The following is a 13551-nucleotide window of genomic DNA, read 5'->3' on the forward strand; positions in this document are numbered from 1 at the left end:
CCTCTGGGAATTCTGCCGAACGATGCTACCTTCCGCGACCGGTCCGGTGAGGGCCGGACTCGACACCGCCAACGGAGGAGCGCGCCATGGACACCACGGACCTTGTGCTTGCCATTTTCCATCACCTGCTGGTGTTCTCGCTGGCCGGCATCATCGGCGCCGAATTTGTCCTGATCCGCGGCGACCTCTCCGCCGCCACGCTCAAACGGCTTGCCGGCATTGACCGCCACTATGGCATCATCGCCAGTCTGATCATCATCATCGGCATTGGCCGTGTCATCTATGGCCTGAAGGGCTGGGAGTTCTACGTCTACAACTGGATGTTCTGGGCCAAGATGGCGGCATTCGCTGTCGTCGGTCTGCTATCCATCGTGCCCACCATCCGCTTCATCTCCTGGAACCGGCAGGCCAGGGCCGGTCCCGGCTTCCAGGTGCCGGCGGCCGAACTCGCCTCGGTGAAGACCTATGTGCGCGCCGAAGCCTTCATCTTCCTGCTGATCCCGATCTTTGCAGCGGCGATGGCGCGCGGCTACGGTTATTGAAGCAACGCCAACACGAAACCCCATCTCCACCCGGCATACTTCCCACTGATCGCCATGGTTGCGCACGGCTGTATTTAACAGTTTGCGTCAGGCGACAATCTGTTAGCTTGCCTTTGTTGCCCCATCGCTGCCGGACCTGCACAGCGATTGGAAATTGATATCCTGGGAGGAGAATTAAGATGAGGAAATTTGTTGCCGCCCTGGCCGCCGCCGCGGCCGTCGCGCTTTACTCCTTCGCCGCCTTAGCACAGACCTATCCCGAGCGCACCATCACCGTCGTCGTGCCGTTTGCAGCCGGCGGTCCGACCGATACGGTCACGCGCCTTGTCGCCGAAGCCATGTCGAAGGATCTCGGCCAGCAGATCATCGTCGAGAATGTCGGCGGCGCCGGCGGCACGCTGGGCGCCGGCCGCGTCGCCAACGCCGACCCTGACGGCTACACGCTGCTCCTCCATCACATCGGCATGGCGACAAGTGCCACGCTGTACAGGAAGCTCGCCTACGACACGCTGAACGCCTTCGAATATGTCGGCCTCGTCACCGAGGTGCCGATGGCCATCGTCGCCCGCAAGGATTTGGAGCCGACCGATCTCAAAGGGCTGGTCGAATACGCCAAGGCCAACAAGGACTCCATCACCGTCGCCAATGCCGGCATCGGGGCGGCCTCGCATCTGTGCGGCATGCTGTTCATGAGCGCCATCGGCACGCCGCTGGTCACCGTGCCTTACAAGGGCACCGGCCCGGCCATGACCGACCTTCTTGGCGGCCAGGTCGACATCATGTGCGACCAGACCACCAACACCACCAAGCAGATCCAGGGCGGTACGATCAAGGCCTATGCCGTCACCACGCCGGAACGCCTCGATGTCATGAAGGACGTGCCGACGACGATCGAAGGTGGCCTGCCCGCAGTGCAGGTCGGCATCTGGCACGGCCTCTATGCGCCGAAGGGCACGCCGGCCGCGATCACCGACCGGCTGTCGAAGTCGCTCCAGGTGGCGCTGAAGGACCCCAACGTCATCGCCCGCTTCGCCGAACTCGGCACCAAGCCGTCATCCGAAGCCGATGCGACGCCGGCGGCGCTGAAGGCCAAGCTGGAAGGCGAGATCACGCGCTGGAAGCCGATCATCGAAGCCGCCGGCCAGTACGCCGACTGATGGCTTGAGCGGGGCGCTTCCGGCGCCCCGTTTTCGCTTCGACCCGTTTCCATTCGCAATGGCAGGCCCGAAGGCCTGGGAGGACCGTCATGAAACCGTTCGCTATCGACAGGACAAACGGCCTGTGCGCCGCGCTGTTCATCTTTTTCGGCGCCTTTTTCGCCATACAGTCGCTCGGCCTCGAAATCGGCACGGCCTTCCGCATGGGACCGGGCTATTTCCCGCTGGTGCTGGCGATCGTGCTGATCGTGCTCGGCGCCATCATCCTGGTCCAGGCGGTGCGCGTCGAGGGCGAACCGATCGGCCCGATCGCCTGGCGCGGCATGCTGTTCATCCTGCCGGCGCCGATCTTCTTTGGCCTGACGGTGCGCGGCCTCGGCTTCGTCCCGTCGATCTTCCTGACGGCGCTGATCGCCTCCTTTGCCAGCGGCCGCATGAAGCCGCTGACCGCGCTTGTGCTGTCGGCCGGTCTGACGCTGTTTTCGGTCCTCGTCTTCAGCTACGCGCTCGGGCTGCCGTTCCAGCGCTTCGGCCCCTGGCTGCCCCAATGGCCGGCATTGTGAGGTTGTGAGATGGACCTGCTCAAAAACCTCGAACTCGGCTTCTCAACGGCGACAACGCCGGCAAATCTCGGTTTCTGCCTGATCGGCGTTCTGCTCGGCACGCTGATCGGCGTCCTGCCCGGCATCGGCGCCACCGCAACCATTGCCATGCTGTTGCCGATCACCTTCCAGATCGGCGACCCGGTCTCCTCGCTGATCATGCTTGCCGGCATCTACTACGGTGCCCAGTATGGCGGCTCGACCACCGCCATCCTCATCAACATGCCCGGCGAATCCTCCTCGGCTGTGACCGCGATCGACGGCTACCAGATGGCCCGCAACGGCCGCGCCGGGGCGGCGCTCGCCATCGCTGCGATCGGTTCGTTCTTCGCCGGTACGGTGTCGACCTTCCTCGTCGCCGTCTTTGCTCCGCCGCTGACGGCGATAGCGCTGCAATTCGGCGCGGCGGAGTATTTTTCGCTGATGATCGTCGGCCTCGTCTCGTCCATCGCGCTCGCCCATGGCTCGATCGTCAAGGCAATGGCGATGGTCGTGCTCGGCCTGCTGCTCGGCATTGTCGGCACCGACATCTACACCGGCACGCCGCGCTTCACGCTCGGCATTCGCGAATATGCCGACGGACTGAACTTCGTCGCGGTGGCGGTCGGCGTGTTCGGCGTTGCCGAGATCCTGCGCAACCTCGAAAACGAGCACGAGCGCTCGGTGCTGATCAAAAAGGTGTCCGGCCTGATGCCGACCCGCGACGACTTCAAGGCCATGGCGGCACCTATCGTGCGCGGCACCATCATCGGTTCTGCGCTCGGCATCCTGCCCGGCGGCGGCGCGGTGCTTGCCGCCTTTGCCTCCTACACGGTCGAAAAGCGCGTCTCGAAACACCCGGAGGAATTCGGCAAGGGCGCGATCGCCGGCGTCGCCGGGCCGGAATCAGCCAACAATGCCGGCGCCCAGACGTCCTTCATCCCGATGCTGACGCTGGGCATTCCGGCCAACCCGGTCATGGCGCTGATGATCGGCGCCATGATCATCCAGGGCATCGTGCCCGGTCCCAATGTCGCGACCGAGCAGCCGGCACTGTTCTGGGGCATCATCGCCTCGATGTGGATCGGCAATCTGATGCTGATCGTGCTGAACCTGCCGCTGATCGGGCTTTGGGTGAAGCTGCTGACGATCCCTTACTACGTGCTGTTCCCGATCATCATGGCGTTCTGCTCGATCGGCGTTTACAGCGTCAACACCAACGCCTTCGATCTGCATGCCGTCGCCTTTTTCGGCCTGCTCGGCTACGTCCTGACCAAGCTGCGCTGCGAACCCGCACCCCTGCTGCTCGGCTTCGTGCTCGGACCGCTGCTGGAGGAAAACCTGCGCCGCGCCATGATCCTGTCGCGCGGCGACCCCTCGACCTTCGTAACCCGGCCGATCAGCGCCGGCCTGCTGCTCGTGGCATTGGCCGTGCTCGTCGTCGTCTTCCTGCCCTCGGTCAAGAAGAAGCGCGAAGAGGTGTTCGTGGAGGAGAACTAGTTATCCGGAACGTCGGAGGGGCCGAGCGCCGCGATCTCCACCAGCGGCGCCGGCACATCGGTGGTCTTCTCCGCCGCCTTGCAGATATCGGCGATGACGCAGGCCGAGCAATCCGGCTTGCGCGCCTTGCAGACATAGCGGCCATGCAGGATCAGCCAGTGATGCGCATGGCGCATATATTCACCCGGAATGATCCGCAGCAGTCCCTGCTCGACCTGTTCCGGCGTCTTGCCCGGCGCCAGTCCCAGCCGGTTGCCGATGCGAAAAATGTGCGTGTCGACCGCCATCGTGTGCTGCCCGAACGCCATGTTGAGCACGACATTGGCGGTCTTGCGCCCGACCCCCGGCAGCTTGACCAACTCATCGCGCTCGCCGGGCACCTCGCCGCCATAGTCGCGGATCAGCGCCTCCGACAGCGCAATCACGTTCTTGGCCTTGTTGCGCCAGAGCCCGATGGCTTTGATGTATTCGCCGACCCTGACCTCGCCAAGCGCCAGCATCTTTTGCGGCGTGTCGGCGACCTTGAACAGCGCGCGCGTCGCCTTGTTGACGCCGGCATCGGTCGCCTGCGCCGACAGCACCACCGCCACCAGCAGCGTGAAGGCGTTGACGTGCTCGAGTTCGCCCTTCGGCTCGGGCCGCTGCACCGAAAACCGCCGGAAGATCTCATGCACTTCGGCGGCGCTGTAGAACGAACGAACCCTTGCCGGCCGTGGCCGCGGCTTCGCGTTCGAGCCGTCGCGCCGGCCTGGTGGCAGTTCACTTTTGGGCATGGAACAATCTTTGGACTTGGGGCTAGCCATTTCCCTCCTATAATATCCCGCCATGAGCGACACAAACGCCTCGTTTCAGGCTGACGAGCCCTTCTTTCACGCATTGTTGACCCCACACCGGTCGCTGGGAAGGACGGGCTTCCTGATCCTGATGGGCGCGCTGCTGTTCGGTTGGGTGGTGACCGGGGCGTTTTTCCTGTCGCGCGGCGCCTGGCCGGTGTTCGGCTTCTTCGGGCTCGACGTGGTCGCCGTCTACATCGCCTTCCGCGCCAATTACCGCGCCGCCCGCGCCCGCGAGGAGGTCTCGGTGTCACGCACCAGCCTCGACATCCGCAAGACCGCGCCCTCGGGCAAATCGGAGGCGCATCGCTTCAACCCGTTCTGGGCGCGCTTTTCCGTCGCCCGCCACGCCGAGATCGGTATCACCAGGATGACGGTGGAAGCACAGGGGCAGAATGTGCCGATCGGCTCGTTCCTGGATCCAGACTCCCGCGAAAGTTTTGCCACCGCGTTCTCGCGCGCTCTTGCGACCGCTAAAACGCGCTGAAGCGGCGCCTCAGAAACGGAAGCGCAGAATCCTGCCGACCTTGCGCAGTGCGGGAATGTGTCTCCAGAGCCCGATGAACAGTTTCGCGGACCAGCCCATGTGAGCTGTGCGTTCAGCGCTATAGGCCGAGATATCATCGACGAAGCGCAGCTTCGGAACGGCGCGCTCCAGTTCGTGCGGGTCGTCGATCGCCCAGTGGACCTCGGCGCCGGTCGCCCTGATGGTCGGATTGAGGCGAAGCATCTTCAGGCCGAATCGGCTGTAGGCGTCGAACATCAGCTCGCCGCCGGCAAGATGCGAGACGAGACGCGACAACAGGCGCGGCCCGTCCTCGGCCGGGAGATAGGGCGTCAGCCCCTCCATCACCACGACGGCCGGGCGATTGCGTGACACCTCAGTCAACCAGTCCGGTTCGGTGACTGACGACGCTACGAGGTGATAATTGTCCCGGGACGGGTAGAGCTTGCGCCTGAGGTCGATGACGTCAGGAAAATCGACATCGAACCACTCCACGCCATCGGGCGGATCGACGCGGAAGATACGCGTATCGAGCCCGCTGCCGAGATGCAGCACGATGGCCCCGGGATTCCTGGCGATGAAGTCCTGAACGCGAACATCAAACGTCCTGGCACGGATCGCCAGGCCGATGCCGAGATTGGTGTCGACCTTGAGCCGAGAAAAATCATAGTCGATGGCGCGCACAGCCTCATCGGCGAAACGGTCCTTGAGCAGCGAATGCGGCAACCGGCTCTCCAGCGCCTTGCCGTAGAGCGTCATCAGCAAGGTCTCTCTCGCCCCGGTCAGGTTTACCTTTTCGCCGGCCATCGGCATCTCCCGCTTGGCAATGCAGTGTCTATTTGGGAACGGTCGGCGACAAGGCAAGTTTCGGGTGGTTGCAGAGCGTGCAAAGACCGATATTCGCGGTCAAGGAGATATTGCCATGAACGCCCAGATGACCATGAATACGCAGATGAAACCGACGCCGATCCTGCAGCACGACATCACTCCCGAAGGCAGCGACTACGAGGTCGTGCGCCGCGCCATCGAAAAGATCAGCCTCGACTATCGCGACCAGCCCTCGCTGGAAGCTTTGGCGGCCGATGTCGGCGAGACGCCGACCGGCCTGCAAAAGCTGTTCACCCGCTGGGCCGGCCTGTCGCCAAAAGCCTTCCTGCAGGCGGTCACTCTCGACCATGCGCGCAAGCTGCTCGATTCCGGCATGCCGCTCTTGGAAACATCGTTCGAGCTTGGCATGTCCGGCCCCGGCCGGCTGCATGATCTCTTCGTCACCCATGAAGCGATGTCGCCGGGCGACTACAAGACGCGCGGCGCCGGGCTGACTATCCGCTACGGCTACCACATCTCGCCCTTCGGCATTGCGCTCATCATGGTCACCGACCGCGGCCTTGCGGGGCTCGCCTTCAACGATCCGGGCGGCGAGCGGGCGGCCTTCGCCGACATGTCGGGCCGTTGGCCGAACGCGACCTATGTCGAGGACATGAGCGCCACCCAACCCTATGCCGCGCGCATCTTCGATCCGACGCTGTGGCGCGCCGACCAGCCGCTGCGCGTGGTGATGATCGGCACCGACTTCCAGCTGCGTGTCTGGGACGCGCTGCTCAGGATCCCGATGGGCAGGGCCTGCACCTACTCCTCGATCGCCGCCGGGATCGGCGCGCCGAAGGCGAGCCGTGCGGTCGGCGCGGCAGTCGGCGCCAACCCGCTGTCCTTCGTCGTGCCGTGCCATCGGGCGATCGGCAAGTCCGGCGCGCTGACCGGCTACCATTGGGGTCTGACGCGCAAACGCGCCATCCTCGGTTGGGAAGCAGGCCAGACCGCTTCCTGAACCGCCCGCATCAAACAACACCGGCGAAAACCCTTCGCCGGTGTTTTTCTTTTTGCGAGCCCTTGGAAGTCGAGCAAAACATCCGCACGCTCTGGCAAGCCGCCGGCTTACAGGTTAGCTTCCCGCGCATTCCCGCAGGAGGCATTTTCTTGATCATCGTTATCGGCTCGATCAACCTCGACCTCATCGCCAATGTCGACCGCTTGCCCTCGCCGGGTGAAACGGTCCGCGGTTCCGGTTTCACCACCGCGCCCGGCGGCAAGGGCGCCAACCAGGCGCTGGCCGCGGCGCGCGCCGGCGCCAAGGTGCGCATGGTCGGCGCCGTCGGCAAGGACAACTTCGCCACCGAGGCGCAGGCGCTGCTTGTCGCGGGCAAGGTCGATCTGTCGGGCGTCGGCCAGAGCTTCGCTTCCACCGGCACGGCGCTGATCCTGGTCGGCGCCGACGGCGAGAACGTGATCGCCGTGGTGCCGGGCGCCAATGATTCGGTGTTGCCCGGCGATCTCGCCAAAGCTTTCCTTGGTAAGGGCGACGTCGTTCTGCTGCAGCACGAAATCCCGCTGCAGACGGTCGATGCAGCGCTTGACGCCGCCCGCGCCGCCGGCGCGATCACCGTGCTCAACACCGCGCCCTTCCGCGGCGACGCGGCTTCCTTTCTCGGCAAGGCCGACTACGCCGTAGCCAACGAAACCGAATTCGACCTTTACGGCGAGGCGCTGTCGCTGAAAGGCCGCGACCGCCCGGCGCGCATGCGCGACTTCGCCGGCAAGACCGGCCGCACCATTGTCGTCACGCTCGGCGGCGACGGCGTGCTGGCCGCAACGCCGGACGATTTCCTGACCGTACCGGCGCTCAAGATCACCCCGGTCGACACGGTCGGCGCCGGCGACACGTTTTGCGGCTATCTCGCCGCTGGGCTGGCATCCAGCCTGCCGCTCGAACAGGCTCTCACCCGCGCTGCCGCCGCCGGATCGCTCGCCTGCCTGAAGCCCGGCGCCCAGCCGGCCATCCCGCTGGCCGCGGACGTCGATGCCGCCCTGCGTAACGCCGCCGGATGACAGTGATGCGCCCCGCCACGAAGCACGCCGTGCCGCCGGCCGGCGATATTTGCCGCCTTTCCGCCATCGACCTTGCCGAGGCGATCAGGCTTCGTCGCCTGTCCGTGCGCGACGTAGTCACGGCCTTCCTCGACCGTATCGAGGCGGTGAACCCGCTGGTCAACGCCATCGTGTCGCTGCGCGAGCGCGCAGACATTTTGCGCGAGGCCGACGCGGCGGATGCCCATCTGGCGCAGAGTGGACAGACCGGCTCCCTGTTCGGCCTGCCGATGGCGATAAAAGACCTCGCCATGACCAGCGGCTTAAGAACCAGTTCCGGCTCGCCGATCTTCGCCGATTTCGTGCCGCAGGAAGACGATTTCTTCGTCGAGCGCATCCGCAAGGCCGGCGCCATCATCATCGGCAAGACCAACGTTCCCGAATTCGGGCTGGGATCCAACACCTATAACAACGTGTTCGGCCCGACATTGAACGCTTTCGATCCGGCGCTCACCGCCGGCGGCTCGAGCGGCGGCGCCGCGGTCGCCCTTGCGCTGGACATGGTTCCTGTCGCCGATGGTAGCGATTTCGGCGGCTCGCTGCGCAATCCGGCCGCCTGGAACAATGTCTATGGCTTCCGCCCGTCGCAAGGCCTTGTCCCCGGCGGACCGGACGTCGAGGTATTTCATGCCCAGATGGGCGTCGACGGGCCGATGGGCCGTAATGTGCGTGACATGGCGCTGCTGCTCGATGTGCAGGCGGGCTATCACCCGCACGCGCCACTGTCATGGGACAAGCCTGGCTCCTTCCTCGAAGGGTTGGCGACGCCGGCAAAGAGCGGCCGCATCGGCTGGCTCGGCGGCCTCGGCGGTCACCTGCCGACAGAGCCCGGTATCCTCGATCTGTGCGAATCAGCCCTCGGCCGCTTCGCGGAGGCATCCTTCGTGAGCGAGCCCTTGCTGCCGGATGTCGATTTCGAAGCGCTGTGGCAGGCCTTCGTGACACTGCGCCAGGCGAGCAGTGGCTCGGCGCTGAAAGTCCATTATGACGACCCGCACAAACGCGCCCTGCTGAAGCCAGAAGCCGTCTGGGAGGTAGAGAACGCCATGCAGCTGACGGCGCCGCAGGTCCGCGCGGCGTCGGTTGTCCGCACCTCCTGGCACCGCACGCTGCTGTCGCTGTTCGAGCGCTTCGATCTCATCGCGCTGCCGACGGCGCAGGTCTTTCCTTTCGAAGTCGGCATCCACTGGCCGCAGGAGGTCGCCGGACGCGCGATGGACAGCTACCACCGCTGGATGCAGGTTTCGGCCTTCGCCACACTGGGTGGCTCTCCGGCGCTCAACGTGCCGGTCGGCTTCGACGCCGCGGGCAGGCCGATGGGCATGCAGCTGGTCGGCCGGCCGCGCGGCGATCTCGCCGTGCTCAGGGCCGGCGCGGCCTATGAGGCGACGCTGCCGTGGCAGGCCGGAGCCTCCTGATATCAACCCGCGGCTGCCGGCGACCTCTCCTGCCGGCTTGCACCGGCGTCGCCGGCGTGCATTGATCAGGCCCTGCCGCGCCCGCGCGAGGCGCTTTCTGCTGAGGAAATCCCCGAGGAATCCCAATGTCGCTGGAACTCTACGCCGCCTATGTCCTTGCCTGCATCGTCATCATCCTGGTGCCCGGCCCGACCGTGACGCTGATCATCGCCAACAGCATCCGCCACGGCGCGCGCGCCGGGCTCGCCAATGTCGCCGGCACGCAGGCCGGGCTTGCCGTGATGATCGCCATTGTCGGCATCGGCCTCAACACGCTGATATCGGGCATGGGCCACTGGTTCGAATGGGTGCGCCTGATCGGCGCCGCCTACCTGATCTGGATGGGCGTGCAGATGTTCCGCGCCAAGGGCACGCTGAACGCCGACGGCACCGCCAGGAAGCCGCGCGGCGGCTTCTTCCTGCAGGGCTTGGCTGTGGCGCTGAGCAACCCCAAGACGCTGGTCTTCTTCGGCGCCTTTTTCCCGCAGTTCATCGCCCCTCAGGGCAATTACACGCTGCAGATCGTCGTCATGGGCCTCACCGCCATGATCTTCGCCGCCGTCTCGGATTCGACCTACGCGCTCGCCGCCAGCCGCGCCGGCCGCCTGCTCTCGGCCAGCCGCATCAAACTGATGTCGAGGATCAGCGGCAGTTTTTTGGTCGGCGGCGGCCTGTGGTTGGCCTTTTCGAAGGCGAAGTAACGGCAGCCAGAAGCCAAGACGCAAACCACAATCTCCCGGAACAGGTAGGCCGATTGAAAGTCGGCCTCCTGTCCACCACATGAATAGGCAGTTGGGGATTCATGTCGGTGCCGTGGGCTGTTGCTGAAATTAAAAGGAATGCGCCTGGCGTGATCCTGATCGTTGCCGTATTTGCGGCGCTTTTCGCCACGGATCCGCACAAATGGGCGAATGATGCCAGCCCGATTCGCTTGGCTGAGCCAATCGACGCAACGGTCAAAAGTGTCCAATTGGATCACGGCCGCGGCATCTATCTGGTGTCTGCAGAGGACGGCTCGTCTTTTCTTGTAGAAGACGAACGCCCGCATCTGATCGGCGCTCACGCAAACATTGAGCTCGTCACGCGCGAGAATGGTTCGACCTTCTACAGGTTCGCAAATTGAACGACCGCCGGTCACGATACCGATGAAACACAGCGTCCCTGCTGTCAGGTGATACACATGGCCAAGGCTCGGCATTCCCTTGCCTGGATGACCCTGCAGGAGAACCTCAGGGGCATCCTCATCACAATCCTTGTCGTGGGCGTTTGCGCGCTGGCGATCGGCATTCCGATTGCAAGGCAAAGCAGTCCGATCGTCAATGTCGAGCGCCTGACCGGTACAGTGGTCAACGTTCTCAACGCTCCTGCAAGTCCCGAAGTCGCGATCGGCAGCGGGTTCCGCTACTTGTATGGAATTCGCCTCGATAAAAATGACGGCCTGGTGTTTGCCTATGACAACACGACAGTGCCGAGAGCCATTGGCTCCAAGGTTTCGATCGAGTGGCAGCATCGCCGTAACGACACCGAAACATACCGCCTGCTTCGCGAATAAGCGCACAGGTATCGCCCAGAGGCGCTAGGCCCCTGGGCGAACGATCTGTATCAAGGCAGGCTTAAAGCCGCGCCAACCGCTCCACCAGCAGCGCGAAAAACGCGTCATGGTCGATGTCGCGCATCACCATGGCGTTCCTCGGCCGCTTGGTCACGCCCCACCAGTCGATCACGGTCATGCCCATGGTGAGTTCGGAGGCCGTTTCCACCGTCACGTTGCAGTTGCGGCCCTTGAACAGCTCCGGCTTCAGCAGATAGGCGATGACGCAGGGGTCGTGCAGCGGGCCGCCATCGGTGCCGTATTTCTCCTCGTCGAAGCGCTCGAAGAATTCCAGCATCTCGGCCGTCGCCGTGCCGACCCTGGTGCCGAGCTGACGGATGGCCTGTGTGCGCTTGGCCGTGGTCAGCGCCTTGTGGGTGACGTCGAGCGGCATCATGACGATCGGAATGCCGGATTTGAACACCAGGTCGGCGGCCTGCGGGTCGACATAGATGTTGAATTCCGCGGTCGGCGTGACATTGCCGCCTTCGAAGAAACCGCCGCCCATCAGCACGATTTCCTTGATGCGCGGCGCGATCTTCGGTTCGCGGATCAACGCCAGCGCGACATTGGTGAGCGGGCCAAGCGCGCACAGCGTGATCGTGCCGGCCTCTTCCTTCATCAGCGTCTCGACGATGAAATCGACCGCATACTGGTGCTGCAGCTTCATCTTCGGGTCGGGCAGTTGCGGGCCGTTGAGGCCGGTCTTGCCATGCACTTCCTCGGCGGTGACGAGTTCGCGCGCCAGCGGGCGGATGGCGCCGGCATAGACCTTGATATCGGGGCGACCGGCCAGTTCGCAGATTTTTCTGGCGTTCTTCTCGGTCAATTTCAGCGGCACGTTGCCGGCAACAGCGGTGATGCCGACGATCTCCAGCTCGGCGCTGCCGAGCGCCAGCAATATGGCGACGGCATCGTCCTGGCCGGGATCCGTGTCGATGATGATCTTGCGGGGTTGGGGCATTTCATTTCCTTATGCGGGGGAGTCTTTTGGCGGGGGTTTTAGACGGCTTGAACTTCGCCGCGGCGCGGACCATATCAAGACCATCGGGAAAAATGCCATCCGGGTTTTTCCAGTTTATGTCGCTCCAAAGAGGACAGTGTAACATGAGCCGAATGACGCCCTTCTCCAGCCCGCTTCTCCTGGGTTTCGATGCCATGGAAAAGACCCTGGAACGATTGGCGAAATCCGGTGACAGCTATCCTCCCTACAACATCGAGCGCCTCAGCGGTGCCGACGGCAACGCCGAAAGGCTGCGCATTACGCTCGCTGTGGCGGGATTCGCCGAAAGCGATCTCGATGTCACCACGGAGGAAAACCAGCTGGTCGTGCGCGGCCGTCAGACCGACGACACCGAGCGCGAATTCCTCCACCGCGGCATCGCCGCGCGCCAGTTCCAGCGCTGTTTCGTGCTGGCCGACGGCATGCGGGTGATCGCAGCGGAACTGAAGAACGGCCTTTTGTCGATCGATCTCGATCGGCCGGAGTCCGAACGGCTGGTACGGAAAATAAATATATCGGTGAAAGACTGATCTTTACCGATGGCTCTCATGCGGGATGGCCTTGAGCGGCGTCCACGCGCCAAGGAGGCTTTGAAATGACCAGAACTGACGAAACCATCACCATGACCAGCGGCGAATTCGCCCATCTCGGCGAAGGCTCGGTCGCTTACCTCCGCAAGGTCTCGAGCGAAGAATTGCTCGGCCGCTTCCCCAATCTCGGCGAAATCGCGCCCGGCATGGTCCTGTGGGCCCTGTTTGCCGCCAACGGCCAGCCGATCCTGCTTTCCGATGCGAAAGACCGGGCTCTGGCCGGCGCCATGGAAAACGACCTGACCACTGTCGCTATTCACTAAGGCGCACCGTCGCCATTCACTATGGCGATTGTCAGGATCGGAAATGCAAAGGGCCGCCTCTGGCGGCCCCTGGACGACTTAATCCCCAAAAGACTTCAGGCCGCGTGCGAGGCCTGCGTGTCCGACAGCAGCGCGTGGATGGCGACCGCATCGCGTGTGCCCCTGATCTTGGCCACCGTGTCGGCGTCACGCAACACCCTTGCGATGCGCGACAGCGCCTTGAGGTGATCGGCGCCGGCGCCTTCCGGGGCCAGCAGCAAAAACACCAGATCGACCGGCTGGTCGTCCAGCGCCTCGAAATCGACCGGCGTCTCCAGCCGGGCAAAGACGCCGGCGATGCGCTTGACCCCAGCCAGCTTGCCATGCGGAATGGCGATGCCGTTGCCGACGCCGGTGGAGCCCAGCCGTTCGCGCTGCAGGATGGTGTCGAACACTTCGCGCTCCGGAATGCCGGAAATCGCCGCCGCTCTCTCGGACAGCAATTGCAGAAGCTGCTTTTTGGAGTTCGCCTTCAACGCCGGCATGATCGCCGGAACGTTGATAAGATCGCTCAGATCCATGCTTGAAAATCCCTTATTCGACTGCCGTCGCCAGTCCTCGCCCC

General features: G+C 63.9%; 17 protein-coding genes. 13 read left to right on the forward strand and 4 right to left on the reverse strand.

Features of this window, described 5'->3' with window-relative positions:
* Positions 1-86: 86 nt before the first annotated feature.
* From AC1D1L_RS23275 to AC1D1L_RS23290, 4 genes are all read left to right on the forward strand, one after another.
* Positions 87-542: a DUF2214 family protein gene (locus tag AC1D1L_RS23275; RefSeq protein ID WP_477343795.1), complete on the forward strand. Its 456-nt coding sequence runs from the start codon at positions 87-89 to the stop codon at positions 540-542.
* A gap of 179 nt (positions 543-721) precedes the next feature.
* On the forward strand, positions 722-1699 hold the full coding sequence (locus AC1D1L_RS23280; RefSeq protein ID WP_477343796.1) for a tripartite tricarboxylate transporter substrate-binding protein: 978 nt from the start codon (positions 722-724) through the stop codon (positions 1697-1699).
* Between the two features lie 89 nt (positions 1700-1788).
* Positions 1789-2262, forward strand: a complete 474-nt coding sequence (locus tag AC1D1L_RS23285) for a tripartite tricarboxylate transporter TctB family protein (protein ID WP_477343797.1) — start codon at positions 1789-1791, stop codon at positions 2260-2262.
* A 9-nt stretch (positions 2263-2271) separates the two neighbouring features.
* On the forward strand, positions 2272-3780 hold the full coding sequence (locus tag AC1D1L_RS23290; RefSeq protein WP_477343798.1) for a tripartite tricarboxylate transporter permease: 1509 nt from the start codon (positions 2272-2274) through the stop codon (positions 3778-3780).
* Here AC1D1L_RS23290 and nth read toward each other — a convergent pair.
* Positions 3777-4583 (reverse strand): endonuclease III, encoded by an 807-nt coding sequence (gene nth, locus AC1D1L_RS23295; RefSeq protein WP_477343799.1) that lies wholly within the window; start codon positions 4581-4583, stop codon positions 3777-3779. The genes AC1D1L_RS23290 and nth overlap by 4 nt on opposite strands.
* 22 nt (positions 4584-4605) lie before the next feature.
* On the opposite strand from nth, the gene AC1D1L_RS23300 reads away from it, so the two are divergent.
* Positions 4606-5100 (forward strand): DUF2244 domain-containing protein, encoded by a 495-nt coding sequence (locus tag AC1D1L_RS23300; protein ID WP_477343800.1) that lies wholly within the window; start codon positions 4606-4608, stop codon positions 5098-5100.
* Positions 5101-5109: 9 nt separating this feature from the next.
* Here the strand turns inward: AC1D1L_RS23300 and AC1D1L_RS23305 are convergent, their stop codons facing one another.
* Positions 5110-5925, reverse strand: coding sequence for a class I SAM-dependent methyltransferase (locus tag AC1D1L_RS23305; RefSeq protein WP_477343801.1), 816 nt, complete (start codon positions 5923-5925; stop codon positions 5110-5112).
* 115 nt (positions 5926-6040) lie between these two features.
* Between AC1D1L_RS23305 and AC1D1L_RS23310 the strand changes: the two genes are divergently transcribed.
* The 6 genes from AC1D1L_RS23310 to AC1D1L_RS23335 all read left to right on the forward strand — a co-directional run bounded on the left by AC1D1L_RS23310 (position 6041) and on the right by AC1D1L_RS23335 (position 11052).
* Positions 6041-6946: a methylated-DNA--[protein]-cysteine S-methyltransferase gene (locus tag AC1D1L_RS23310; protein ID WP_192259147.1), complete on the forward strand. Its 906-nt coding sequence runs from the start codon at positions 6041-6043 to the stop codon at positions 6944-6946.
* Between the two features lie 149 nt (positions 6947-7095).
* A complete protein-coding gene (locus tag AC1D1L_RS23315) occupies positions 7096-8004 on the forward strand; it encodes a ribokinase (RefSeq protein ID WP_477343802.1) in 909 nt (302 codons plus the stop codon).
* Entirely contained in the window at positions 8001-9461 is a 1461-nt protein-coding gene (locus tag AC1D1L_RS23320; RefSeq protein WP_477343803.1) for an amidase, read from the forward strand. Before AC1D1L_RS23315 ends, AC1D1L_RS23320 begins: the two co-directional genes overlap by 4 nt.
* 125 nt (positions 9462-9586) lie before the next feature.
* Positions 9587-10201 carry a LysE family translocator gene (locus AC1D1L_RS23325; protein WP_352559662.1) on the forward strand — a complete coding sequence of 205 codons (615 nt, stop codon included), beginning with the start codon at positions 9587-9589 and terminating at the stop codon, positions 10199-10201.
* 149 nt (positions 10202-10350) lie between these two features.
* A complete protein-coding gene (locus tag AC1D1L_RS23330) occupies positions 10351-10623 on the forward strand; it encodes a hypothetical protein (RefSeq protein ID WP_477343804.1) in 273 nt (90 codons plus the stop codon).
* Positions 10624-10680: 57 nt separating this feature from the next.
* Positions 10681-11052, forward strand: a complete 372-nt coding sequence (locus tag AC1D1L_RS23335; RefSeq protein ID WP_477343805.1) for a hypothetical protein — start codon at positions 10681-10683, stop codon at positions 11050-11052.
* Positions 11053-11113: 61 nt separating this feature from the next.
* Here the strand turns inward: AC1D1L_RS23335 and AC1D1L_RS23340 are convergent, their stop codons facing one another.
* Positions 11114-12055 carry a nucleoside hydrolase gene (locus tag AC1D1L_RS23340; RefSeq protein ID WP_477343806.1) on the reverse strand — a complete coding sequence of 314 codons (942 nt, stop codon included), beginning with the start codon at positions 12053-12055 and terminating at the stop codon, positions 11114-11116.
* A gap of 143 nt (positions 12056-12198) precedes the next feature.
* Between AC1D1L_RS23340 and AC1D1L_RS23345 the strand changes: the two genes are divergently transcribed.
* Both AC1D1L_RS23345 and AC1D1L_RS23350 read left to right on the forward strand, forming a co-directional pair.
* Positions 12199-12624 carry an Hsp20 family protein gene (locus tag AC1D1L_RS23345; protein WP_023770615.1) on the forward strand — a complete coding sequence of 142 codons (426 nt, stop codon included), beginning with the start codon at positions 12199-12201 and terminating at the stop codon, positions 12622-12624.
* Between the two features lie 65 nt (positions 12625-12689).
* Positions 12690-12947: a BQ00720 family protein gene (locus AC1D1L_RS23350; RefSeq protein WP_112562677.1), complete on the forward strand. Its 258-nt coding sequence runs from the start codon at positions 12690-12692 to the stop codon at positions 12945-12947.
* A 95-nt stretch (positions 12948-13042) separates the two neighbouring features.
* Here the strand turns inward: AC1D1L_RS23350 and ptsN are convergent, their stop codons facing one another.
* Complete coding sequence (gene ptsN, locus AC1D1L_RS23355; protein ID WP_006200387.1) at positions 13043-13507, reverse strand: PTS IIA-like nitrogen regulatory protein PtsN; 465 nt, start codon at positions 13505-13507, stop codon at positions 13043-13045.
* Positions 13508-13551 lie beyond the last annotated feature (44 nt).

Source organism: Mesorhizobium sp. P2_D6 (genome assembly GCF_056404315.1).